Origin of the sequence: Pseudoalteromonas phenolica (assembly GCF_001444405.1) — a bacterium.
Lineage (GTDB): Bacteria > Pseudomonadota > Gammaproteobacteria > Enterobacterales > Alteromonadaceae > Pseudoalteromonas > Pseudoalteromonas phenolica.
The window spans coordinates 1,488,048-1,512,747 of the sequence record NZ_CP013187.1; the positions used below are offsets into that span (position 1 = coordinate 1,488,048).

A 24,700-nucleotide genomic window follows, 5' to 3' on the forward strand; every position below is an offset into this window, starting at 1 on the left:
TGACAGCGCTGTCATTGAGAGTTATTATCACCCTTGAATGCTTCTGCCAAAGCTATTTACTCTTTATGAAGCCCTAGAGTTGAGATCCACAAGGACGTAGTGTGGCTCAGTTTGATGGTCAGACTTTTCCCCTTTTTATATCCAAAAGCGAACTTTTTGTGTTATATTCTGCTTGTTTTATGTAACAAACTGTCTTTTAGATACGTAAATTTAATTTATTTTCAATATGTTATCTTTGTTGTTGAATATTTTTTGAGTAGCGCGACAAAAAAAATGTAGCGAAATTGTAATTTACGGTGTATGGTTTGTTATTAGATGACAACGCTGTCATCTTCACTGGGCAGAAGTGAATAAAAAATAAACAAAATGATTCAAGGGGAATCCTGTGTTAGCTAATAATTTTAAGAAAAGCTTAATCGCTGTAAATATCGGCATTATTCTTACCGCTGGTGTTTCTACCGTTTCTTATGCAAACGAAGGAACGAAAGTTCAAGAAGACGTTGAAGTAATCGAAGTACGTGGTATTCGACGTTCATTAAAAGAGTCAATCAATGCTAAAAGATTCGCAACAAGTGTTGTTGACGCAGTTTCTGCAGAAGACATTGGTAAGTTTCCAGATAGCGATGTAGGTGAAGCTTTAGGTCGTATCCCAGGTGTTGCTGTTAACCGCCAGTTTGGCCAGGGCCAGCAAGTATCCATCCGTGGTGCTTCAAACCAACTAACGCTTACTACTTTAAACGGTCAGTCGGTTGCTTCAACAGGTTGGTATGACCAACAAGCAATAGATCGTAGCTTCAATTATTCTTTACTACCACCTCAAATGATTTCTGGTATTGAAGTATACAAATCTTCTCAAGCTGACATCGTAGAAGGTGGTGTAGGTGGTACAGTAAATGTAATTACTCGCAAGCCATTAGATCTAGATGCTAATACAGCTTTCTTCTCTGTAGAAGGTGAGTATTCTTCTGAATCAGATAAAACAGACCCGTCATTATCAGGCTTATATAGCTGGAAAAATGCTGATGAAAATTTTGGTGTTTTAGCCGCTGTAGCATTTGAAGATTCTACGTATGTTCGTCGTGGTAACGAAGCTTCTTATGCGTGGGCTGGTGCTGAGTCAGTTAACTACTTTGAACAAGCACGTGAGAGAACTTCTATCGATTTCACTGCTCAGTATGCAATTGATGATTCTTCAGAGTTAGTATTCCATTACATGGGTCTGGAGTTGAAAGCTGATAACCACAACAACAGCTTATTCCTTTTCGTAGACACAGAGAATAACTGTGAGCAACGTTTAGCAAGTGGTGTTTGTACAGTTCGAACAAATAAAACAGCTGATTCGGCAGCTAATCCTACATTCCTTCAGACATTCGCTCGTTTCGCGTCTATGGAATCAGAAGTTGTTGACTTAGCATACAACTTTGAAGGTGAAGGTTATAAAGTTGAAGCTCGCCTAGGTAATACTTCAGCTGAAGGTGGTACAGACCTTACTATTAACCATGCTTCTTGGATTGGTACTAAAGCAGATGTTACTGGTTTAACAGTTGATAACTCAGGCAAAGCTTCGCATGTTGATCTACCAAAAGGTGGCTGGAACATCTCTGAGTACGACAAAGAATGGGCTGGCATAGGTCTTCAAAACTGGGCATCTCAAATCGCTCCTAACAAAGACGAAGAAACTTATTTTCAATTAGACGTTACTTTCGATCTTGATGGCGATCTTGTGACTAGTGTTAAAACTGGTGTTCGTTGGACAGATCACACTGTTGAGAAGAAATCTTACCGTCCTACACATGGTGACCACAATAAGATTGATGCGACTCAATATTGGACAGGTAAAGACGCAGCTGGTACACAAGACATCGGTATTCCAACTCCAGACATTAATGCGATGCGTGCAAATGCAGAAGCAACGTTTGGTACTTGGTATGAAGACCGTGCAGGATTTTCAACTGTAGACGAAGAAAACCTAGCTCTTTATGTAATGGCAAACTACTCAGGTGAAAACTATCGCGGTAACTTCGGTGTTCGTTACATCTCAACTGATGCGTCATCTAGCTACTATATGCCAGATCCTGAGTTTGTAGATCCAAATGGTATTGCTCAGAACAACGGCCTTAGCTCGAACATTGTTAAAGATACAGGTGATTACTCTGAATTCTTACCGAGCTTCAACTTCGCATATGATGTAAATGAAGACACAATTGCTCGTTTCTCACTTGCTCAAGTAATCTCTCGCCCTAACTACGACGACATGTTCGCAGCATCTGCGATTTCTGGTTATGGTGATACACAGCGTGGTAATGAATCAGTAACAAAAGGTAACCCTAACCTACAACCGTACAAAGCAACTCAATCTGATTTAGGTATCGAGCATTACTACGGTGACGCTAGCATGATTGCGTTAACTCTTTTCTACAAAGACGTAAGCAATTTCACAACGACAGATACTTTACTAAATCAATCAGTTGGTATTACTGACCCTGTAACAGGTGTTGATAGCTGGCAGGTTAATACGCGTGTTGACGGAACTGGTGGTGATATCCTTGGCTTCGAATTCCAATCACAGCATGAGCTAGGTTATGGTTTCGGTACTTTATTCAACTTCACATATGCTGACGGTTCAGTAGAAGCGTCAAACTTCGCTGATGCAATTGGCGTATTCTCTGATAGCTCTAAAACAACTATCAACGCAGTTGCTTACTACGAGCAAGATGAGCTAAGTGTTCGTTTCGCTTATAACTGGCGCTCAGAGTACATGATTCGTGAAACTGGTTTCTACGGCAACCGTCGTCATGATGATTATGGTACTTTAGATTTAACTGCAAGTTATAACATCAATGATAATCTAACTATCCGTTTCGCAGGCACTAACTTAACAGGTGAAGACAGTGTTCAGTTTGGTGATGCAGTTTCTCCTGCGGGTACAAAGCCTTCACTACGTGATGGTTATGCGGCATGGTCTTACTCAGGTGACACTCGTTACTCTGTAGGTATCGATTACCGCTTCTAATCATTTATGATATTATAAAGCCCTGTTAATTCAGGGCTTTTTTTTATCTTAAAATTGGCTATTGCTCAATAGAGGTAATTATGATTAAAAAAATTGTTATTGTCGGCGGAGGTACCGCGGGATGGTTGGCTGCGTCACATATTGCAATGCGTTTAAAGCCGCACTTGAATAAATCGTATTCAGTTGTCCTCATTGACTCTCCTGATATTCCTACGGTAGGTGTAGGAGAAGGCACTGTTCCAGTTATAAAAGATACCTTGAAATATTTTGGGATCAGCGAATCTGAATTCATAAAACAATGCGATGTATCATTTAAGCAAAGTATTAAATTTGTTGATTGGGAGTACACCCCAGGTACAACAGAAAAAAATTATTATCACCATGGGTTCGATTTTCCAAAGCTAAAGCCTTTTGATATCACGCCGAATTGGCTCTTAGATGAAGAGCTAAATAAACTACATTATGCCGATCTTGTATCAGTGCAATCCCATGCTTGTAATTTGAACCTTTCACCTAAGAGACTTGTCGATAAAGAGTATTCAGGCATTTTCAATTATGCCTACCATTTAGATGCTGGAAAATTCACTAACCTCTTATCTAAACACGCTATAGAGAAGTTAGGTGTCGAAAATATTAAAGCGACAGTAATTGATGTGTCTACTACCAATGATGGCTATATAAATGGCGTTACTACAGAAGAAGCAGGTTTCATAGATGGTGATTTTTTTGTTGATTGTACTGGCTTTAAAGGTTTATTGATAAATGAAACTTTGAAAGGAGAATTTATTAATAAAGGAGATATTCTTCTTGCTGATACTGCACTTGCAATACAAGTCCCTTATGAAGATGAAGAGCAAGAAATCCCTCCATTCACCATTTCCACAGCACAAAAAAATGGTTGGATCTGGGATATAGGCTTGAGAACCAGACGTGGTGTGGGTTATGTCTTCTCTAATAAACATGAAACTCTTGATGAAGCGCTAAATGTTTTATCTCAATATTTAAATCAAGAGGTTACAGAGAAAGATGTTAGAAAAATTGATATGAAAGTCGGCTATCAAAAGCAACCATGGATTAATAACTGTGTTGCTATGGGCCTATCTCAAGGATTTGTCGAACCCTTAGAGGCGACAGGTTTGCTAATGTTTGATGTGACGGCTCGGATATTTGCAGATTTAATTCCACCTGATAAAACCCTTTTAAATTGTACGGCAGAACTTTTCAATCGTGATATCACTCAAATGTGGGAATCTACCTGTGACTTTATTCAACTTCATTATTGCTTGTCAAAACGCACAGACTCACAGTTCTGGATTGAAAACACAGATGAAAGCCGTCTATCGCCTACCTTAAAAGAAAAGCTTTCACTGTGGCAACGCAAATTACCTTCACAATTTGATTTTAGATATAGTGTGGACTCTTTTCGTCTAGATAATTTTCTGTATGTACTTTATGGCATGAATTTTAAAACAAACTTAGAACACTATGCCCATATGTTTGAAAATAAAGAACAAGACATTCAAAATTTGAAGAATTCAATTTCGGAAGGAGTTAGATTCTGCGAGCAAAATCTAACCGGGCACAGAGCCTTTTTAGAGCAAGTTAATAAATTTGGCTTGACTAAAGTCTGAGCTCAAAATCGAGTTCAATGAAAGTAGTAATAGTAAGTCTTCCCTCGGTTAGTTTTGACGCAGTTAAATCGACAGAGGGAATACATGCTGAATGAAGCAAGTTACCCGGGTAACATATTAATTTCCCAAATTGGGCTTGTTCATAATGTGTTCTGGTGAAAAGAGGGTGATTATCCTCTATGTACTGTGAATTCTTATTGTTTAAAAGAGTCATTTCTTTAGCGAGTGTATCGACGTAACTAGGCCTATTTTTCGCGGTAACGACTTCAATTTCACTTGAGTTATGGTAGTAAAATCCTGTGCCACCAAACTCTTGAGAACACAAATAATGAACGATAGCGATTTGATTGTTTAACGGGCTGTCAAAATGGGGAATTTGTTGGTAATTATGTAGTTCTCGATGTGATGTTGTTGCCAGCGCATAATTACAGGCTACTCTTTTTACGTTTTTTAATTCTGCACTAAAATTAGACAGTAAGCTGGGAAGAATTTGGTTGATAAAATCAAAATATATTTGTGGAACTTTAGCCCAAAGCCCTGGGTAACTATTACTCGGTACTATCCAGTCTGGTTTATAATTAGAGGCTAATTCTTTCCACTTTATACTTTCTTCAACTTTCATTAAAGAATAAGTGTATTTATCCGTTTTTTCCCATTTATCTTGTTTCACAATAGTGACCTTTTAAGATACATATTTATTAAAATATACTGGCATGATTATCTCTTATTAATTGATTTTTATACAGTCATATACTGCATTTACAAATTTTTTATGATTAAAGGTAAATTTGTGTCCTTTTTGTTAGCCAGAACTTCGTTTTTAGGCTTTCTTTTTTGTTCTAAAACCGCTAGCCTAAGGCTAATTTTTTAAGAATACATATTTAAATGGAGTAGTATTATGGCGGAGCAACAAGTGCAGCCTTTACATAACGAGAAGCATGCCAACATTAAAGTAAAAAACGGCATCAACGTTGAATTTTTAAAATCACAGCACTTAATGCCAGTAGTAGCGCATGAGTTTGCACGTGTTGCCACTGAGTTCCCAATGGCGTTTGTTAAAAACACTGAGAATGGTCAATTCCAACCAGTTGCCATGTTTGGTCTTGAGCCAGGTGAAAACTTATTTGTACAAGATGGTAAGTGGACTGCAGGTTTCGCACCTTTAGCAGCAGCTCGTTACCCGTTTGGTCTTGTGAAGCACCCTGAAGAAGAACAATTCGGTATTGTTATTGATGAAGCAAGCTCATTAGTTGGTGAAGAAGAAGGTAACGCGCTATTCGCTGATGGCAAAGAAACAGAATATCTAGAGCGTCGTAAAGAAGCACTAGTGAACTATGTTGAGTTTGCACGTGTAACAGAAGCGTTCACAGCTTACCTAGCTGAGAAAGAGCTTTTAGTTCAACAAACTTTAACAGTTGAAATCGCTGGTGAGAAAAAAGACATCAACGGTATCTACCTTGTTGACGAGCGCAAGCTGAATGAATTAAGCGATGAAGCTTATCTAGAACTACGTAAACGTGGCTACCTAGCACCTATCTTCTCTTTCTTAACGTCTACTCACCAAGTAGCTCGTTTAGCACGTTTAAAAGCACAGCTTCAAGCTAGCTAATTATTAAGCGTTTGAAAAAAAGCACCTGAAGGTGCTTTTTTTATATTCAACTAAAATTACCAATAGTTATAATTAGATTAACATTTAATTGAATTATTTTTGACAAGGTTAGATTAACACTTATATTCAAAGTTAGATTTGTGTAAGGTTAATCAACTATGGAACATTTCTATCACCTCATTGAGACAGAAGATACTATCAATATAGGTTCTGTTTCTATTGATGCTCAGCAAGCTCCAATCTCTTTCCATATCAATAAGCCAATGTCATTTAAAGGTGTACTTATGCTGTTTACCAATGATGGTAAGCCAGTGTTTGAGCCAAATGCCTATATAATGAATCGTCGAGTAGTAGAAGGCATTAAAGACATAAGGCCCACATGCTTTCACATTTTGCGCTACTATCGATTTCTTCAAGCTAACCACCTATCTTGGAATGATCAAAACGAAGAGTTACAGCGCTATCCAATCTTTCTTTACCGAGCCTTTTTGGATAGTGAGATAGAAAAAGGGAATATAAAACGTTCTGTAGCTGTAACAGCGTTATCGGTGGCTAGGCGATTCTATCTATTCTGTTATCGGCATGGTTACATTTCGGATTTGCCTTTCGCTGTGACTGGTACAACGAAGTATGGTCAGATCATAACTGATTGCTCTATTCGTAGTGAGTCAAGAGAAACCAATTTACAGCCACTAAACGACCTAGACCTTGAACATGTTCGAGATAACTGGCGCTGTAACGGTTTGTCTTTGGAGTTTCGATTAATGATATCAGTAGCCCTTTGTTCTGGCCTTCGTTCTATTGAACTAACCAATATTACGCCAAAACATTTTGCTATTCCAAAAGGGTTTAAAGGTAAAACTCTGACAGGAATTTGGATTGGTCCTGATCATAGGTGTAAGACTAAATACGACATTAACCGTCAAATCTCTATGCCAATATGGTTGATGGAAAAAATAAATGAATACCATCGAAGCCCTCGTTACTTGAAAAGAAAACAGTTGTATTTTATGAACACAGGCGACGAGGATGCGCCTGCTTTTATCAATAAAGATGGTGACATGTTTACAACTCAAAGTGTCAATACGCAGTGGGCTAAATTGAGAACGGCAATACAAGAAAATAGCAACCCACACTTCAAACATAAAGAGCATGACTGTAGAGCCACATTTGGGGCGTACAAACTTGAGTCGTTGGCTAATATTGACGGAATTACGATGATGCAAGCGTTAACCATGCTCAAAAACGAAATGGGGCATAAGGGTTTAGATACGACATTGTTGTACCTCAAACACTACGAGGGGAATCCTGAGAAGAATCTAGTGCCTGAAATCACCATGAATTTGCTAGAGGATGAAACATTAACGTGACGGATGCTATTAACAATGACAGAAAGGAAAACGCTCGTACTTACCGCTCAATACCCACAAATGAAATGGTAACGGATAATACCCTAGCTAATATTACAAAGTGGAAGTATGTTTGGAATAACGGCAGTGGAACCGACTCAACTGTTGATTTTAAAGGGCTTAAAACGTATGCCACGGATAAACATATTCGTCTACTGATTTCTAAATTTGAGCAGTCAGGGTGGCGTGAGTCTACAAAGGTGAAGCAATTTAGGCTTATCCGTCAGGTGTTGCGTCATGCGTTTGATGCCCAAGATGGTAAGTCCAAAGTTGAATTTTTACCAGAGACTTGCATTCAGTACATCCACGCGATCTACTTATCAATGTCAAGCGCGGGAGTTGGATTAAGCGGCAAGCCTATCAGCGCAAACTCGCTTGGTTGGTTAGGCTCGAACTTAAACTCAATTTGCAAAAAGTTTGGTTTTGGTGTTATCCCGAAGGCAGCATGCAATCTTAATACCAGTTCTGCCGCATTAGACTCCGACAATTATACAGCAAGGCAACTACGAACAATTGCTTTTGCTCTGCTAGTTGACAGAAAAGCCTTACTTAAGCGTTACCATGATGAGTATCTAAGTGTAGCTCAAAGAAAGTTTACGTTTGATAGACTTGTTTGTAATGCGGTGTATTTGTCCATTTATTATCTAGGTACAGGGAAAGCCGAAACCATGAGTATGTTCTTGGAGGATGAGTGGGATTTTAAAAAGTCTGGTGCAGGCCGCATCAGCATTGAAGGGTTAAAGACCCGTAGGTACAAAGTTGAACTTCGTTCATTTACTCCAAGAGCATCCTGTAAAGATTTTTTTGAATCGCTTCTTGAGCTATCAAAGTCACATTCTCTATCACTGGGGTTGGATAAGCACTACCTATTTAGAAAGACAAACGGCAAAGCGCCATCAAATGACAACCTGCTCAATTATGCTAAAGTTTATTTGCCGAAACACTCCAAGCGCATCCAAGATCTAATGCTTGAAACCCCTGATTTTCGCCTAAACAGCAACCTGCTGAAGTCCTCCATAAAACAGTATGCGGAGCAGAAGTTGGGTCGAGATAAAGCTGCAACAAATACTCGTAATGCACCTGGCACATATGACAGAGCTAAGTATGGCAAAGTCTCAAAAGATGAAGCCAGAAGTCAACTGGCGCTTGGTTTAACGGCTTTGCATCATGTCGGTGAAAATTCAACGGGCGGAACGGTTGTAGCAGTAGCTAAGGCTAAGTTAGCGACAGGTAAAGTCATTTCTCAAGATGAATGGAAAGCGCTAAAAGAAAGTGACTCTACGCAACGTGTTTTTAAGAATTTAAACGGTGGTTTTTGTAAGGGAGAAGAGACTCCGCAGAAGAAAGAGTTCCAAAAAAGCGTGGAGAAAAGCGGTGTACTCTCTGACGAAGATAAAAGTTACTTAGGCTGCGGCTTTGTGGTGAAATGTTTTTTCTGTACGAACTTTGGGGTGGCCGATGACCCACATGACATTTGGCGATTGTTGTCCTTTGAAAAGCGACTGAATGAAGGAATGTTAGCGCATCAGAATGTTGAGCACTTCATTACAAATTTTGGTGAAATCAAAGCAGAATTGAATGCGCTCAAATCTCGCTTCAAAAAATCCCATTTAAAGGCGGCAATGAACATGCTAGAGCGTGAGTGTCACCCGTTATGGGATGAAAACTCAATTATGGATATATTCAGAGGATAAATGATGTATAACGTCAGTCTTGATATCAAGAAATATGAACAGTACGCACTGCCAACACCAAGGACACCGAGCGAGTTCGTTATGCCGAATGAAAATACGGTGGTGAGTATCGATAAAGATGGCAGTCCTGTTTCCTATTTCGGTGATGATGTATGGGACTACAATGCGTTTTTTAACCTTACAAGAGAGAGGGCATCATTATATCAGATAAAATTCTTTCTCGAAAAGCATCAGTCTGAACTGCTTATTGAGCTAAAGCAACGCATCTATTTTTTGATTTGGGGTGCTAAGGACGATTTACTTCATATGGAGGGTAATACCTTCCGAAAATTTAGGCAATGTCGGTTGTTAGCACGACATGCAAATGAAGCTTTGAGAGTATTTAAAGGTACATCGGTGGGGGAGTTTTCTTTACTCGGTAATGAGCTAGTATTTACTCAAATACTTCAGGAGCAAAAACAATTTAGTCAAGAAACAGTAGAGCATAGATTGAAATCTCTCACCGTGCTTACTCAAGTCAATAAGCACTTCCCAGAGAGTCGGCATTTTAGACTGGGCTTGCCTGAAGGAAAAAGCGTCAAGCAAATAGCTAAGATGAATTCCAGTTCAGGCAAGGGGCATTATCCAACGGTTATTCCAGTGATTTATGAGCAACTAATGGTGCGTTTGGTAAAGGGAGTGGAAACGGCTTATAGCAAGATAAACACACTTCATGACGTAAAGGCTTATGCAAAAAAACATCGTGTAACAGAACGCCGAGCCCTTGTTGAATTCAAGGCGATTGAAGGCGCTTGCTTCATGGCATTGTCTGCCTTCACTGGAATGCGCATCAGCGAGCTAACACAAATTGATTCAACCTCATACAAAGAGGTTGAGTTGGATGGTGTAATGTTATGTACGCTGCGCTCATGGACTAGTAAGTTAGAGAAATTGCCGAGAGAAGATGTGTGGGCGTGCGCCCCAATCTGTAAAAAAGCCCTTGCCATCTTAGCAGTGTTAAATGATGAGTATCGCTCTGTGAAAGGTGATATTCACTGCTCACCATGCTTCAGGTTTGATGGTAAGAATGGCATCGGTGATAATATTACCAGTCAGATAGCCGATGTAGTCCTAAATACAACCAATCTAGCTAATCTTTTTAATAATCACTCAAAGCATCTTGGTATTGCCTATGTTCCCGATGAGATGGATGAGGTGTACTGTTTGCTTAACCCTGTAGTGTCGGCAAATTACTACCCGATTAAAACACGAGAAGATGGTTCGTATTATTGGCATTTTTCAACGCATTCATTAAGACGCACTTTTGCCCATTTTGTGGTTGGAAATGGCCTGGTCACGCTTGCGGCATTGAAGCATCAGTTCAAGCACGTTAGCTTAGCCATGACTGCTATTTATGCCAGTCATGCCGAGGTATTGACGCTGCTAGGGATAGAAAATCTTGCCAGTGTAAAAAAATCCATAGAAGAAGCTGAAATGGATAGTCACAAAGCCTATTTACGAGACATGTTTGACCATCCAGAAGAACAATCGGGTGGATTTATGAAGGCTTTTGAGGGAGATCCAAAGGTGTTGACAGATGAGCAATTTGAAAGACTTGTCAAAGAGACCAGAGGAGCAAATAAGTCTACTGGGTTTGGTCGCTGCTTTGCAGGTTTTAAATGCAGGATGGCTCACTTATTTGAGCCATCCAGCTGCGTTGGGCTAGATTGTGAAAACCTCAATATCAACCAAAATGAAGCCCTACGCTGGCAGGAGAGACATAACCGCATCGGTCATAAAATCCAGCAGATGAAAGAGTTGGGGTTTTACAACCAAAACACTCTAGCGCGTGAATTATCTGACATACGAGCAGCAGAAAAAGTCATGCGCGATCACAACATCGAATTTGAACAGTTTAACTTAGGAGCTCTGTAATGGCAGACGTTAAAACCAAATTACTTAACGCCTTCGATGTACTAAAGAAAGAAGGTAAAAAAATCAGTCCGTTTGCAGTAGAGAAAAGAGCTGGTGTTGCAAATGGTTCACTGAAAAACCATAGCGCAATTCGTGAGATGGTGTTGACTGAAAAAGAGCAATATCATCCAAACCCTAAGCAAAAAAAGAAGGCTAAATCTGATACAGGTCAAACACAGGTAGACAAGAAAAAACATGAAGATCTTAAAGACCGTAATAAACGTTTAAAGGAAGAAAACGACCAGTTCAAGCGTGAGATGAAAGTTATGGCAACATCGGTTGCGCAATTGACATGGGAGTTGCATCGCCATAAAACGGCTACCAAAGTGTCTAACGTGATGCCACTCACCAAATAATTCATCTTAATATCGCTAATATATTGAATAGAAATGTATTTCTGAATTCTACACATTGAAAATCATACATTTGTGGCCATATAATGTTCTGAACATAGCTATTCTCAAGCAACTAAGCCTAGAAGCGGATAATCATGGCAGAAAAAGAACAAATTGATGTCCTTATTGTATGTGCATTAAAGGATGAATTTCAGCAAGTTTTACAAATCAAAGAAGGTATTTGCAGCGCCGGTTGGGTAGATAAAACACTAGCAAATGGAAGGTTAGCTGCTGATGCTCGTTTTGTGGGTAGAGACAAGGTAGAAATATCTGTCCGAGTTACTTGGTCTTCATATATGGGACGCGAAGAAGCGAGTGCTCTAGTTAATAGCATGCTTTCCGAAGCTGACTTTAAATGCATTGCAATGACAGGTATATGTGCAGGTCGAAGAGGAAAAGTGTCTCTTGGTGATGTTATTTTTGCGGAAAGACTTTGGTCTTACGATGCAGGTAAGCTCATTAAAGAAGGTGGTCTTGAGGTTTTTCAAGGTGATATGCTTCAATACCGACCTGACACAGAAATTGTTCAAAGAATGCAAAACCTCTCTGTAGATTTATCTGCTTGGCCGATATCTCGACCTTCGTACCCAATCGAAAATCAAGTGAATTGGGTGATACAGTGCTTAGCAAATCAAATTAAACCATTTGAACATGACGAGTTTGATACCAAGTGCGCAGATTGGCAACCTGTGTTAGCCCGATTATTAGATAAAAAATTAGTGACTAAGGAACTTACTTTAACTGACAGTGGGCTCGAGAAAGCCAATGAGTTGAATTTATGGCACCCTAAAGGATTACCTGAGCCTGAGCCATTCAGAATTCATGTCGCTCCTATAGCAACTGGGGCTGCTGTTATTGAAGATTCAGACTTGTTTTCGAGACTTTCTCAGTCTATGCGAAAAGTTCTTGGTGTTGATATGGAAGCGAGTGCTCTAGGTGCTGTTGGTAGTATAAGTCGAATTCCTGTAATTGTCGCAAAAGCAGTTTCAGATTTTGGTGACACATTTAAAGATGATCAATACAGGCATTTTGCTTCTCAGGCATCCGCTCAGTGCATGTTGAGGTTTCTTCGAGATAATGCAGATATGTTTACTCACCAACATATGGTTGAGGAGATGCATGTTTCAACTGATGATCTAATTGACTTTTTATCAGAAGAATACCCAGATATTTCAGATGCGAGGGCTGTTTGGAAGAGAGCTGGCGGGCGAAACAGTGATATTGCGACAAATCCGAGGCCAAAAGATATGTGGCTGAACATTTGGCAAAAGTCAGTGAATGGTGCAGCGGTGAAACCAACGGAACTCTTGAATACAGTTGCTAATGACTATCCTGAAAGCGATTTAATTAAAAGTTTTCTTACTCGATTTTCCATCAATGAAAAACTATGCTAAGGAGCTAGTATGGATGCAATTTTAGATTCATTTTTAAGTTTAGGACTTATTGATAGCATCGACGGTAATGACGAACGCTATGCCAAAATCGAGCAAGCAGCTCAAAAGCTGGCTGAATATTATCGTGAAGAGCCTGAACAACTTATTCCAGCAATTCTATGTGGCTTAAACCCTAATGTTTCACTAGATGAGTTGCCTATAAACAAAGCAAAAGAGCTTCTTCAGAATGAGTGGAAAGCATTCTTAACCGCATATACTGATGAACCAGTTAATCTATATAGATCAATTATTCTCGAAGCGTGTTTTCTAGTATCAGAAGAAAATAACAATGCTGCAATAATTTGGCTCACTGCTTGTGATGCATTCCCTTTATTAAAATGTGGAAAAGAAGAAAGTCTACTACGAACCTTTTTGCAATCATTAGGGCGTACTGCTGAGCAGAATGCAATCGTTAGTGGGCCTGAATTGTCATTTCGTAAAGAAAAGCCAATTAAGCTAGATGCGCCATCTGATCTGGCTATTTTTGATAAAGACTCTGACGACAATGACCTTTTTGAACTTATTGCAGGGGCTGCGGGACCACAGTACACCGACGAAAGGGGTCAAAATGTTACTACTCAAAACCCAAATAGATATTGGGCGCATAGTAACCCTCAAGCGTGGGTCCGTGATTTTGCTAGTAGAATGTCTGAAATATTAACTTGTGAGATTAACAACATCGAAGAACAACTTGTTGTTAACAGCAAAAACTCATTGGAAAGTCTTAGCTCATTGAAAAACTCCGTTGAAAAAGCCTTGAATGAGCAAAGGTTAACCCTCCAAAGGCAACAAAAAGAATTTTTAAATTATCAAAAGCAGGAGCAGACGAGAATAAATGTTTTATGGTGGGCTGAAGCTCTCTATTCAGCATCTCAAAAAGAGAGTTATCGATCTTATACTCCTGAAATGGCAGCAGTTTTAATGCCGTATGATTTGCTAGAAGAAATACAACTACCGTCACCAGCTAGTGTAGTATTCACATTATCTGAGGCGGTAGGTAAATTACCTGAATGCAGTCATGAGCGAGACTATAGTTTTTATGAAGTTTTGACTGAAATTCGAAACAAACGCTCGCAGTTCGACTCTTGTTGGTTAGAAACACTTACTTCTAGAGCCGATGAGAAAAACTCAAATATCGGTGGATTGGTTGTTCGAGCTTTAATCGATGAGAATTGCGATCTGGCTTCTTTGATTGAGGAATCTTTTATTCCTCAAGAGTGGCGTTGTAGTTTACCTGAATTATCCAGAGCAATATTTAGGCAAGAACAAGCATACCGATTAGTTACGGGGGCATAGGAATGGGTAGGTGCTCAAATCCAAATTGCTTCGTAGATGAAGGCGATACTTGCTGTATGGGGGAGCTCAATCATGAAGATTGTCCTTCATGGAGTCGCAATAAAAAAACAAACAACAGTGACCCAGAAGAGAAAGAGAGCAACTTTACCTTTCGGGTGCCTTGGTCATCCTCAGCTCTAGGGTGTTCAGATTTATCGCGTCTGTATCAACAAGGTCCGTCCATTTTTATTGGATTACTTGGAGCCCAGAATACAGGGAAAACAACTTTTCTAGCTGCGAATTATTTGCAATTACTGTCAGGTGAAAAGTACAACAATTTTGAGTTTTGTGGCTCTCAAACTCTTGGCGCATGGGAGTCAATAGCATCATGGGCTCGAATTAACAATGAGAAGCAAATGCCATCGTTTCCTCCACATACTCCACGTGGCGTGGATCGAACGCCAGGTATTCTTCATTTCGTTTTACAAGACGTTAACGACAAAATAAAGAACATATTTCTTACAGATGCTCCAGGTGAGTGGTTTACAAGGTGGGCTATTGATGTCGACGCAATAGATGCGGCAGGAGCAAAATGGACAGCCTCGCAGAGCGATGCCTTCTTAATATTTGCTGATTGTGAAAAGCTTGCTGGAGAAGAGCGCAGTGTAGCAAGGAGAGAGCTGCGGACCATTATCGAACGCTTGGGTGAATCTATCGGTTCTAGACCTGCAGTTCTTGTTTGGGCAAAAAGTGACAAACAACCTACAGAAGCAATAAAAAGAGCAATTCAAAGTGCTTTAGAACGCAATATTCCTCATGCCAAAGAGTTTGAAGTGACAGTGGAAGACCCTGCATCTTTTGCGAGAGTGTTTGAATCAGTCTTAAATGAGGCTTGGACACCTAAATTCTGTGAACCTATTACGGAGCCCATTATGGGGAGCTCATCATTTCTTGCTTTTAGGGGGCATCATGCAAAGTCCTGAAATATTGCTTCTAGGTGGCCCTAATAGTGGTAAGACACACTATGCAGGACAGCTTTTTGGGCGACTTAAACGACGACCTGGTAAGTTAAAAATCAGAACTGGTGATGGTACGTCAGTTAATTTAAGTGCTTTAGAAGATGTACTAACCCAGTTGGAAGACGGCAATGCAGCTGAGCACACTCACGCCGAACAGTACTCCGAAATACTGTTCCCATTAATTGATAGCAATCAGATAACAATTGATCTGTACTGGCCTGATTACGGTGGCGAGCAATTATCTCAGGTTTTTAAGCAGCGAGAGATCTCTTCAGATTGGCGTAGAAGGCTACAAAGTACAAATGGGTGGTTAGTATTTATTCGCCTTAGTGGAGAGAAAACTTACCCTGACGCTTTGTCAAAGCTAACTTCTATACCAACTAACACGCCAGGAGAAACTACAAGACCTGAAATTTGGGATGCTAACGCATATTGGATAGAACTTCTTCAGATGTTGTGTCATGTGGCGGGCTTAAATCTAAGCTCTAAAGAAAATAAGCCTCCGTTAGCCATCATATTATCTTGTTTTGATGAAGTACTAGAAGAGGGGCAAGTGCCTTCAGAAGCCTTGAAAAGTAAATTACCGTTATTCTATTCGTTTATCCAAGCAACTTGGCCGGAAAAGATGACATCTATATGGGGGGTGTCTTCCCTAGGTAAGACTCTTCAACCTAATAGCAATGATGATGACTTCATTGATAAGGGCCCAGAATATCAGGGCTGGGTAATTGCTCCTGAGCAGAGTAACAAGGATTCTGACTTAACAGCTCCACTCTCTTGGATATTAGATAAGATATGATGACGAAACCACTAAAAGCTATTTATGGTTGCAAGAACAATAGTCATGATTTGCTATTCTGGGAGGGAGATTCTCCCCTTCCTCCTGAATTACTTGGCTTGACTGACAAACCCGGTGGATACGTTACCCCTAAAGAAAAATGGTGGCCAGCAATCAACTGTGGGCCTGTTGGTAACAGGTGGGCGTTATGGAGTATTGAGCCTGATTTAGATGCGCCGCGCAGTGGTATGGTTAAAAGTACGGTTTTACTTTGGGAGCTAGATAAGATACCTCAAGTGCACTGTCTCGAAGAGTATATTTATCAACTAGTTAACCATGAAGAGTGCAAGCCGCCTTACTCAAGTTTTTTGCAAAGTGTCGCAAACGAATTGATTTGTAGTGATAACATTCTGGCTATAGAAGCTGACGAAACCTTACCCTTATTAATCGCTCACCTATGGGGGAAATTGTGGGGAGAAGCGCGAAAAGAATTTTCTGTTAGAAGCGCATTCACACCGCCTCAATCATTAGTACGTGCTAAGTCGCCTACATTTTACTATGTTCCCGCATCAGTTTTGAATCAATGGTATCTGCCTAACGTATCCTTAATTAATAGTACAACAACCACTGAATCCGCTCGAGCAACTAACTACCTGATTAGTAGAGCCGAAAATGATTCCATGCTTCATCAGCTACTGCTTAACTGTTGCGAGTTAACGGGTGATTTGAAAGTATTGAATAAGCTAGGAAGAGCAGCTGACAACATTGATCAGTTTAGAGAAAATTCTACTTTGACTAATGCCATCGTAGCGCTTAGAGCTTTAATCGCTTGCTCTCCTGCACCAGATAAAGCTAAAGAAATAAAAAACGAGCTTTTGAGTTCGATTAAGATGCTAATGGTGAGTAAATGCGACGCTTCTGATATTTTGACTATGTGTAACTTATCAAGTGACGCTGTACCTAAAGAAGCTATGCCGGAAGTGGAACTCTCAACTTGGGTAGAGCACAACTTGGCAACCCTTAGTCATGAAGACCTTAACAAGTACTTTGAAAGAGCGCTGCCGGATAAATCAATGCAGTGGTGGTCACAATCAGTAGTTAATGGGATCGGCACACTAGTTAATAAACCCGAAGCCAGTGGACATATATTGTTCTGGCTTTCAATGCCCCACTTTCAAAAAACCTTCTCACGGTTATCTTCTGTACGCCAAGATCTTGAGCAATCTTTGTTTGAAAGTGCGATAACGAGTGACATGACCGCTGATAGCTTAATGGCGCTAGAGCAATTTTCTATTTCACAGGGGTGGGCACAGCTACATGCGTGGGCTGTTTTCAACCTATATGATGAAGAACTAGTATACAAAAAGCAACGTAATTCCATGCCCAATTGGACTGAAGGTGTACCATTTATAGTTCAACGTTTGCCCCATAGGCATGCGATTAATCTGCTGAGGGATAGCGCTTTTGCTCCATTCATTGATTTATTAGCTGAAAGGTCCCTAAAAGAGCCAACTCTTCTCAATTACATTGATGTTGCAGAAGAGAATGCATTTCAAATGTGGCAAAAACAGTTAGACATAGGCGGGGCTTTTTATCCTCCAAATATAGAAAAAGAGACTTTTCTAGCAAAGCTCTGTGATAACCTTAAAACTAATATTTTACCTAGAATTTTTGAGCGAATATCTAAGGAAATTTCGGAGTATCTATTATCAAGTCCAGATAGAGGTAAGGTTTGGTCTCAGCTCGACAATACAAGAAGTCATATTCTAGCAAAAGATATGACTAAAAAAGTTGTGGTTACCCCTCAGGCGTTACACCACTTAAGTGACGCAGAACCTTATCTTATCAATGAGCTTAAAGCCCAAATGACTGGCAATCATATCGAACCTGCTTTTATTCTCTCGTACTTATCACAATCGATTTCTCACCGGGAAGATGATGTATTGAATTGGGTTAAAAAAGCTCATTCGTATAATTTTCACTCTCATGCTCGCATGCTTGGAAATATAATACTAGAAAAACGTTGGAATAGAGTTGCCAATGGCTTGTACCAAAGTAGTTATGGTTGGTTGGCAGACACATCTTACTTCAAGCCTACAGTAGAAGCTTGTTCAGAGCTGTTGAGTTCCAGTAATAAGTTTTGGTTTTCATTCTATACCGGCACTTCAACACAACCTCACCAAAATGAGATCATTAAGAAGTTTTCGGAAGTCTGTGCCGATCTCGCTTATGATAGGCTTGACTATATTTGGAGAAAGGCTGGCGGAAATCCAAGTAGATTAAAAAGCTCTGGAACAGAGTCAGATAAATGGTTTCATGCTGCAAGCGAGGCAGATAAAGGGGCTTTAAACCGAGGTTTGATAGATTTGCTAGACGTATTAATAGAAGAGTACCCTCATAATAATCAATTACGTGAGATCAATTATCTTGTTTCAAATAGATACTAATCAGGTAGTGTAAAAATGTCAGCTAGAGAATACAGTTCAGAACAAGTGGAACACTTTAAGAAGAAAGCAGATCACAATAAGCAAGAGTCACTTTGGTGTTTTAGAATTATTATGCTTGGTACTTTATCTGCTCCTCTTCTGGTTGGTTTAGGTGAGGGTGTTGTTTATGCTAAAGTGCTGCCATCTATCTTGTCGGCTGTCGCTGCATTTTGTACTGCATGGTTACAGTTACGTAAGCCTCAAGAGTTATGGTCAATTTATCGGAATGCACAGAGACAAATTGAAGCACAGATTACCCACTTTGATTTCAGTGTGGTAGAGTACGCTGGCTTAGATGAAAGCAAAGCCAGTGAGTTACTAGCTTTGAATGTTAGCAACTTAGTGCTAGAAACCAACAGCCGATGGACAAAGCACGTTCCTAATCCATCTAGCTTGAAATTAGATTGAATCTAGGCAATCGGCTCCTAATTATTCGCTTTTATTAGTAATTACGCGTTCGATAATTGTCAAATGAATTTTATTAGAGAAAACTTGAACTTACACAAGTAATCGATTTAATAAACGAAAATAACATTATGGTATAAACAAGTTGGCTATTTGTTCGCAATTAAGCAAACCAAACTGTCAGTCTTTATTAAACCCAATTTTAAAGAAAAACTTTGGGAGTTAATGAAATGAAGATAGATTAAGCCAGCTGAATTTACTATCTTTATCGGCCTTTTTTGAGATTCAACTCAGTTAGTAACTCGTCTTTTTCATCTTCAGATAGTTGTTCGAATAATAAAACAAACTTGGCCATTTGATCGCTTTCGCAAAAGAAGTAGTTTAGGGGGACGCCTAACTCTTCAGCTATTCGCTTTAATGTTTGCAAATCAGGTGTATGTCTGCCTTTTTCGTAATGGTTCATTCGGCCACTCGCAGAGCTAGGCTCCAGACCAATTCTAACCCCCAAATCTTTTTGAGAAATGCTTGCTCTTGTTCTTGCCTCTTTAAGTCGAATGGGGAGTGGGTTAATAAAATCCAATAGTAAATCATAATAAAAAAGGAGGTACTTAGATTCTCTAAGTTTTAGTCTATCATGTATACTTAGGGATCCTAAGTTTTAATCGAGGAATATGAAAGTGAGTAAATCTTACTCAAATGAAATTAAGTTATTAGCTACAGAGAGGGTGCTTATTAAGGGTGAGCGAGTTACTGAGGTTGCTAAAGATTTGAGAATAGCACAAAGCACACTATATACTTGGATCAGCGCTTCAAAGCAAGATAGCAACTCAGAGAATGGCGTAAGTGTTGAAACTTTAAAACAGCGCCTAAAAAAAGTCTCAGAAGAGCGAGATATCCTTATTAAAGCAGCATCAATCTTAGCTAAACAACTGTACTAGGGTGAGATTTAGAAATCTGCATCGAATTTAAAATAGTTTTTAATTAATCAAGTTTAGTAGCGTATTACTCAAGGAGGGTGAAAGTTTTAATATGAGTTATTACGTTTATTTGGCGTGTGTATTCGGCTCAGTAAATAAGGCTAAAAACGCTTAGATTATATTTTTAATATGCACTTATAAAGTACCCTTCTTCAGAAGATATTCGATTTGAGAGTAGATTCAAACAAAGGTATCGATACAGAATGTTAACGTATAAAAATTCATGTTAGCGATGCTGTGATCACATTGCAAGAGTCGCACGGCCAATTAGTAGTTCATGGTGATGATTTCGGTCGGTTCGCGCAACTCATTCACTATCTTGACGAGCTTGAACTAAAGTATTGGAAAAAAGCTTTATATCGTGTAATTTAATTTTGCCTTTTAACTGAGGCGTTAGCTGCCTAGGAGGGTTAGTGGATATTGTCGTAAAGATATTTCAAGTAATGTTTTATATAACAGGTTCTGTAATAGCTGTTTTAACTTACATAAAAGCGAAAAATGGATTGCTAAACTCTGTAAATACAGAGTACCAAAAGAAAGTTATGGATCGTCTTAGTATATTAGCTAAAGAAGTTTATGATGAGTTCGATAGAACATCTGATAAATTTTGGGCAAAAGAAGACCAAGCTAAAGAAGTGCTGCATGATCTACATGAAAAAATAATCCCATATAAACACGAAATTATTACTAAAAAAGAAATGCCTCCCGGTGTTAGGTTGCCATCAAAATTTCAGGAGCTGGATGTTTTTTTAAATGAGATTAAATCAGATCCATTTGTTCCAAGAAAAATTCGAGAAAAAGTTGTATCCCTTCTGGAAAAAAGAACCAAAACAATGTTCTCAGCTTACATGCAAGAACTTGATGCATACAAAGATGGGCTCAAAAATGGAAAGTACTGGGATACCCTTGAAACTAACCATCATTGGTTTCATAACAAAATAAATGACAGGTTATATCAAGAAGGATGCGGTATTTCTCAAAACGAAGAAGCAGCACACGAAATTAGAGATGAGATTCAGGGTTATTTTGAAAGCTTTGACCCAATTAAAGGCAGCTAACAAGCTGTTCAAGCGGGACTGCTAAAGTTTGGCTCGGTTTCGCTTCGCTTCACATTTTAGCCAAACATTATCAGCCCCTTAACAGGGTGTTATGTGTCAATCGTATCAATTCAATGTGCACTATAAGGAAGTAAATGAGTAAGTTTAATTCATTAGAGATTAAGAACGTTAAAGGGTTATCAAATAGTACTTTTACATTTAATTTTTTCCCTAACAAGCCATGTGTACTGGTAGCACCAAATGGCTATGGGAAAAGTTCACTTGCGTGTGCATTTAAGTCATTAAAAAGTAACAAATTGGAACTGAAAGATGATGATTTTCATAATGGAGATCTGTCTTTATTGCCCGAGCTCACAGTTGAGTTTAACAAAGTAAAATATCTCGCAAATACGACCCAGAATACAATTAATGACAATTTTGATTACTTTGTTATTAATAATCCAATTATTGCCAAAGCTAAACAAATGAAAATGGGAGGATTCACTAGAGCTACAGCAAGCATTACAGTAGATACAATCGAACTTGTTGCGACAATTCCAGAAAAAGTAATGTTTGATTATTCCATAAAAGATAATAAAGCTTGGTTTGGTTCTAATGGAAAAATTTTGTCAAATATAGGGAGTACTTTAGTAAATAACGAAGAATTTATATACTTACTGAGTAAAAAAATAAATTTTTCAAAATTTGATAAAAAGAGAGATTACATTAACCCTGTTCAAATAATAATTGATGAGATTAATAAATTAACAGGTTCCTCTGATGAAATAAAAGATAAAATCAAGCAAACAACTTTAAATTCTATGGACTCAGTCGAACCATTAAAAGAATTATGCCTGTTAATAAAAGATTTTACAGGTAATAGCATTGTTGATTGCTACTTACATTCATTGCAAATGGCAAAACTGATTCAAGGGCAAACTTTTCAAAAAGCGTTAACTTATAAAATTTACTGTAGAGATAAATCTTTTTTCGATAGTTTATTATGCTCTGTTAATTCGACGAGACATAACTTAAAAACTAAAGAAGTAAAAAAATCCAAAAGTAGTGCTAAGAAAAAGCTAGTAATTGAATTTCCAAAGATAAATTCAATATCAAATGGTCAAAGAGATATTATTTCATTCATATCTCAAATTCAAAAAGCGAAGTCTAGCTTTAAAAAACAGAATTGCATATTAATTGTTGATGAGATATTTGATTACTTAGATGACGCTAATCTGGTTTCATTTCAATATTATATAACTAAGCTGATTGAAGAGTTTAAATCTCAAGGAAGAAATTTATTTCCAATATTATTGACACATTTAGATCCTCAGTATTTCAATCATTTCTGTTTTAATAAACACAAAATGCAAATTCATTATCTAGCAAGAAGCCCGCACAAGGTAACAAGTAAATTCTTAGATATTGTTAAAAACAGAAAAGATCAACAAATTGAGAGTGACTTAAGTAAGTATTTTTTTCACTATCATCCAGATGATAAAGATCTAGAAAATGACTTTGTTCGTTTGAATATGCCCAAGGTATGGGGAAAGTCTTTATCGTTTCATGCTCAGGTTGCGGTTGAACTAGACAAGTATCTGAGAGGAGATAGATATGATCCTATTGCAGTCTTATTCGCTGTTAGAATTAAAGTTGAGGAGCTCGCTTATAATTCTTTACTTAGTATTGATAAAGAGGAATTTGTGAATACCCACAAGACTCGAAGTAAACTTGAGTTTTGTGAAGAAAAAGGTGTGTCTATTCCTGAAACGAGTTATCTTTTAGGTTTAATTTACAATGATGATCTTCATTGGAGAAATAATCGTGACTATATTACACCGTTAGTCTCTAAACTAGAAAATATGACTGTAAAGAAAATGATTAGTGAACTTAAATAGTAACACATAGCAAGGTATTTAAACGTATATAAAACAGTAGGTTATGTTTCGACCCCCTCCGCATTACAACCCACTGTTTTAGTCCGCTTCTGGCACAACACGGTCGTAAGCATTCCCCCAAAAGACGCTTCAACAATTAACGCTATTAGCCTAAAAGTTAGATAAAACTTGTGAGGATTTATCTAACTTTTAGCGCTTGTCTCATTCTTGTTGTACTGTCAAAGTTAGTGAAAAATTGAAGAAATTAGATAAAAGTTAGAAAACTACCTCGTAAGCTACGTTTTTACTGGTTTTTCTAATTTTTTAATCTAATTTCTAGTTATATGTATTTTTTTGTGCCCGCAATTTGTTGGTTAATTAAGTTTGACTCGTTTTGTTGCAATTTGGTTACAAACTTTCCAATATGTTCAATATCAGTACTCATTAATACTCAATCTTTTTGAGGGGCTAAAACTTACGCTAACGACGTTAAAAACTTTTTATTTAGTACAACTAAATAGCAAAATTTTCGCATTGTTATCGACAAGTTTTCTTTGCCTCAAAATAGTTCGCTTAATTAAGAGCACTGTATAAAACAAATCCAAGGATAAAATATGAATAAGAAAACCCTGTTAGCGGCTATAGGTATTGCTATTTCGAGTTTTGGTGCGATGGCACAAACGCAACCTATTGCAATCGCCATTCATGGTGGTGCGGGTACAATTGAAAAGAGCCGTTTTACACCTGAACAAGAAAAAGCCTATAGAGCTAAATTAAAAGAAGCAGTGGAAGTCGGTTATAAAGTACTTGAGTCGGGCGGTGAGAGTCTAGATGCAGTAACAGCGGCTATCAATATCCTAGAAGATTCGCCTTTTTTTAATGCCGGTAAAGGTGCTGTTTATACTTATGATGGTTCTCATGAATTAGATGCATCTATTATGGATGGCCGAAATCGTCAAGCTGGGGCTGTTGCGGGTGTAAAAACGGTTAAAAATCCAATAGATTTGGCCCGTTCAGTGATGGAAAACTCAGTACATGTCATGTTGAGCGGTAAAGGGGCCGAGCAGTTTGCAAAACAACAAGACTTCGATTTTGTAGACAACAGTTACTTTGATACTAAACACCGTTATGAAGCCCTTATCAAAGCTAAACAGAAACTCGATGCGGCTAATAAAACCAGCAAAGATTATCAGGCCGCGCACCAAGCACTGGCAAACGAATATAAAATGGGCACAGTCGGTGCCGTTGCTTTAGATAAAAATGGCAACTTGGCTGCTGGCACATCGACAGGTGGTATGACTGCAAAGCGCTTTGGCCGAGTGGGTGACTCACCAGTAATAGGCGCGGGTACATTTGCTGATAACCGTTCATGTGCTGTTTCGGCGACTGGTCATGGCGAGTATTTCATTCGTTACAGTGTTGCCAGTGATATATGTGCAAGAGTTGAGTATCAAGGTAAGTCAATTGAACAAGCGGGTAAAGAAGTAATACACGATGTTCTCATGCCTATCGGCGGTACAGGCGGTGTGATCATTGTTGATACCAAAGGCAATATCAGTATGCCGTTTAATACCAAAGGGATGTATCGAGCCAGTAAATCTTCGTCACAAGAAACTCAGGTTGGTATTTTCAAAGACGATTAAGTGGTTAATTTTCTGAAAATACAGGCAACTCCATGATAGCCAGCTATATTTAACTTAGCTGGCTTT

At 38.7% G+C, this 24,700-nt stretch carries 19 protein-coding genes; 17 read left to right on the forward strand and 2 right to left on the reverse strand.

Translation table 11 applies throughout. From position 1 onward, the window contains the following. Positions 1-385 precede the first annotated feature (385 nt). Positions 386-3,013: a TonB-dependent receptor gene (locus PP2015_RS06580; protein WP_058029510.1), complete on the forward strand. Its 2,628-nt coding sequence runs from the start codon at positions 386-388 to the stop codon at positions 3,011-3,013. 80 nt (positions 3,014-3,093) lie between these two features. Beyond that, positions 3,094-4,644: a tryptophan halogenase family protein gene (locus PP2015_RS06585; protein ID WP_058029511.1), complete on the forward strand. Its 1,551-nt coding sequence runs from the start codon at positions 3,094-3,096 to the stop codon at positions 4,642-4,644. On the opposite strand, the gene PP2015_RS06590 is transcribed toward PP2015_RS06585, so the two are convergent. Then, complete coding sequence (locus PP2015_RS06590) at positions 4,634-5,314, reverse strand: DUF6445 family protein (RefSeq protein ID WP_058029512.1); 681 nt, start codon at positions 5,312-5,314, stop codon at positions 4,634-4,636. The genes PP2015_RS06585 and PP2015_RS06590 overlap by 11 nt on opposite strands. 228 nt (positions 5,315-5,542) lie before the next feature. Here PP2015_RS06590 and PP2015_RS06595 point away from each other — a divergent pair, with 228 nt between their 5' ends. The 11 genes from PP2015_RS06595 (at position 5,543) to PP2015_RS06645 (ending at position 19,103) form a co-directional block, all read left to right on the forward strand. Continuing rightward, positions 5,543-6,253: a SapC family protein gene (locus PP2015_RS06595; RefSeq protein WP_058029513.1), complete on the forward strand. Its 711-nt coding sequence runs from the start codon at positions 5,543-5,545 to the stop codon at positions 6,251-6,253. 158 nt (positions 6,254-6,411) lie between these two features. Further along, a complete protein-coding gene (locus PP2015_RS06600; protein ID WP_058029514.1) occupies positions 6,412-7,623 on the forward strand; it encodes a site-specific integrase in 1,212 nt (403 codons plus the stop codon). Beyond that, on the forward strand, positions 7,620-9,356 hold the full coding sequence (locus tag PP2015_RS06605) for a hypothetical protein (RefSeq protein WP_058029515.1): 1,737 nt from the start codon (positions 7,620-7,622) through the stop codon (positions 9,354-9,356). The genes PP2015_RS06600 and PP2015_RS06605 overlap by 4 nt, the downstream gene beginning before the upstream one ends. Beyond that, positions 9,357-11,270 carry a site-specific integrase gene (locus PP2015_RS06610; RefSeq protein WP_227009179.1) on the forward strand — a complete coding sequence of 638 codons (1,914 nt, stop codon included), beginning with the start codon at positions 9,357-9,359 and terminating at the stop codon, positions 11,268-11,270. It begins immediately after the preceding gene. Beyond that, positions 11,270-11,665, forward strand: coding sequence for a hypothetical protein (locus tag PP2015_RS06615; RefSeq protein WP_058029516.1), 396 nt, complete (start codon positions 11,270-11,272; stop codon positions 11,663-11,665). Before PP2015_RS06610 ends, PP2015_RS06615 begins: the two co-directional genes overlap by 1 nt. A 134-nt stretch (positions 11,666-11,799) precedes the next feature. Beyond that, the gene (locus tag PP2015_RS06620) at positions 11,800-13,098 is read left to right on the forward strand and encodes a 5'-methylthioadenosine/S-adenosylhomocysteine nucleosidase family protein (RefSeq protein ID WP_058029517.1); all 1,299 of its coding nucleotides are present in this window, start codon (positions 11,800-11,802) and stop codon (positions 13,096-13,098) included. A gap of 9 nt (positions 13,099-13,107) precedes the next feature. Further along, a complete protein-coding gene (locus PP2015_RS06625) occupies positions 13,108-14,433 on the forward strand; it encodes a GTPase-associated system all-helical protein GASH (RefSeq protein ID WP_058029518.1) in 1,326 nt (441 codons plus the stop codon). Positions 14,434-14,435: 2 nt separating this feature from the next. Next, the gene (locus tag PP2015_RS06630) at positions 14,436-15,395 is read left to right on the forward strand and encodes a TRAFAC clade GTPase domain-containing protein (RefSeq protein ID WP_211266325.1); all 960 of its coding nucleotides are present in this window, start codon (positions 14,436-14,438) and stop codon (positions 15,393-15,395) included. Beyond that, positions 15,382-16,230 (forward strand): TRAFAC clade GTPase domain-containing protein, encoded by an 849-nt coding sequence (locus PP2015_RS06635; protein ID WP_058029520.1) that lies wholly within the window; start codon positions 15,382-15,384, stop codon positions 16,228-16,230. Before PP2015_RS06630 ends, PP2015_RS06635 begins: the two co-directional genes overlap by 14 nt. Next, positions 16,227-18,656 carry a GAP1-N1 domain-containing protein gene (locus PP2015_RS06640; protein ID WP_058029521.1) on the forward strand — a complete coding sequence of 810 codons (2,430 nt, stop codon included), beginning with the start codon at positions 16,227-16,229 and terminating at the stop codon, positions 18,654-18,656. The genes PP2015_RS06635 and PP2015_RS06640 overlap by 4 nt, the downstream gene beginning before the upstream one ends. A 15-nt stretch (positions 18,657-18,671) precedes the next feature. After that, the gene (locus PP2015_RS06645; RefSeq protein ID WP_058029522.1) at positions 18,672-19,103 is read left to right on the forward strand and encodes a DUF4231 domain-containing protein; all 432 of its coding nucleotides are present in this window, start codon (positions 18,672-18,674) and stop codon (positions 19,101-19,103) included. A gap of 262 nt (positions 19,104-19,365) precedes the next feature. Here the strand turns inward: PP2015_RS06645 and PP2015_RS06650 are convergent, their stop codons facing one another. Beyond that, positions 19,366-19,680, reverse strand: coding sequence for a helix-turn-helix domain-containing protein (locus tag PP2015_RS06650; protein ID WP_058029523.1), 315 nt, complete (start codon positions 19,678-19,680; stop codon positions 19,366-19,368). Between the two features lie 97 nt (positions 19,681-19,777). Here PP2015_RS06650 and PP2015_RS06655 point away from each other — a divergent pair, with 97 nt between their 5' ends. The 4 genes from PP2015_RS06655 to PP2015_RS06670 all read left to right on the forward strand — a co-directional run bounded on the left by PP2015_RS06655 (position 19,778) and on the right by PP2015_RS06670 (position 24,634). Next, positions 19,778-20,038 (forward strand): transposase, encoded by a 261-nt coding sequence (locus tag PP2015_RS06655; RefSeq protein ID WP_169792720.1) that lies wholly within the window; start codon positions 19,778-19,780, stop codon positions 20,036-20,038. Positions 20,039-20,490: 452 nt separating this feature from the next. Further along, positions 20,491-21,135, forward strand: a complete 645-nt coding sequence (locus PP2015_RS06660; protein ID WP_058029525.1) for a hypothetical protein — start codon at positions 20,491-20,493, stop codon at positions 21,133-21,135. Between the two features lie 134 nt (positions 21,136-21,269). Continuing rightward, a complete protein-coding gene (locus PP2015_RS06665; protein WP_058029526.1) occupies positions 21,270-23,012 on the forward strand; it encodes a hypothetical protein in 1,743 nt (580 codons plus the stop codon). Between the two features lie 593 nt (positions 23,013-23,605). Next, on the forward strand, positions 23,606-24,634 hold the full coding sequence (locus tag PP2015_RS06670) for an isoaspartyl peptidase/L-asparaginase family protein (protein WP_058029527.1): 1,029 nt from the start codon (positions 23,606-23,608) through the stop codon (positions 24,632-24,634). Positions 24,635-24,700 lie beyond the last annotated feature (66 nt).

Bases quoted from the DNA above. Each gene is read 5' to 3' on its own strand.
- PP2015_RS06585 (WP_058029511.1), top strand. From the start codon at position 3,094: ATGATTAAAAAAATTGTTATTGTCGGCGGAGGTACCGCGGGATGGTTG.
- PP2015_RS06595 (WP_058029513.1), top strand. From the start codon at position 5,543: ATGGCGGAGCAACAAGTGCAGCCTTTACATAACGAGAAGCATGCCAAC.
- PP2015_RS06600 (WP_058029514.1), top strand. From the start codon at position 6,412: ATGGAACATTTCTATCACCTCATTGAGACAGAAGATACTATCAATATA.
- PP2015_RS06610 (WP_227009179.1), top strand. From the start codon at position 9,357: ATGATGTATAACGTCAGTCTTGATATCAAGAAATATGAACAGTACGCA.
- PP2015_RS06615 (WP_058029516.1), top strand. From the start codon at position 11,270: ATGGCAGACGTTAAAACCAAATTACTTAACGCCTTCGATGTACTAAAG.
- PP2015_RS06620 (WP_058029517.1), top strand. From the start codon at position 11,800: ATGGCAGAAAAAGAACAAATTGATGTCCTTATTGTATGTGCATTAAAG.
- PP2015_RS06625 (WP_058029518.1), top strand. From the start codon at position 13,108: ATGGATGCAATTTTAGATTCATTTTTAAGTTTAGGACTTATTGATAGC.
- PP2015_RS06630 (WP_211266325.1), top strand. From the start codon at position 14,436: ATGGGTAGGTGCTCAAATCCAAATTGCTTCGTAGATGAAGGCGATACT.
- PP2015_RS06635 (WP_058029520.1), top strand. From the start codon at position 15,382: ATGCAAAGTCCTGAAATATTGCTTCTAGGTGGCCCTAATAGTGGTAAG.
- PP2015_RS06640 (WP_058029521.1), top strand. From the start codon at position 16,227: ATGATGACGAAACCACTAAAAGCTATTTATGGTTGCAAGAACAATAGT.
- PP2015_RS06645 (WP_058029522.1), top strand. From the start codon at position 18,672: ATGTCAGCTAGAGAATACAGTTCAGAACAAGTGGAACACTTTAAGAAG.
- PP2015_RS06665 (WP_058029526.1), top strand. From the start codon at position 21,270: ATGAGTAAGTTTAATTCATTAGAGATTAAGAACGTTAAAGGGTTATCA.
- PP2015_RS06670 (WP_058029527.1), top strand. From the start codon at position 23,606: ATGAATAAGAAAACCCTGTTAGCGGCTATAGGTATTGCTATTTCGAGT.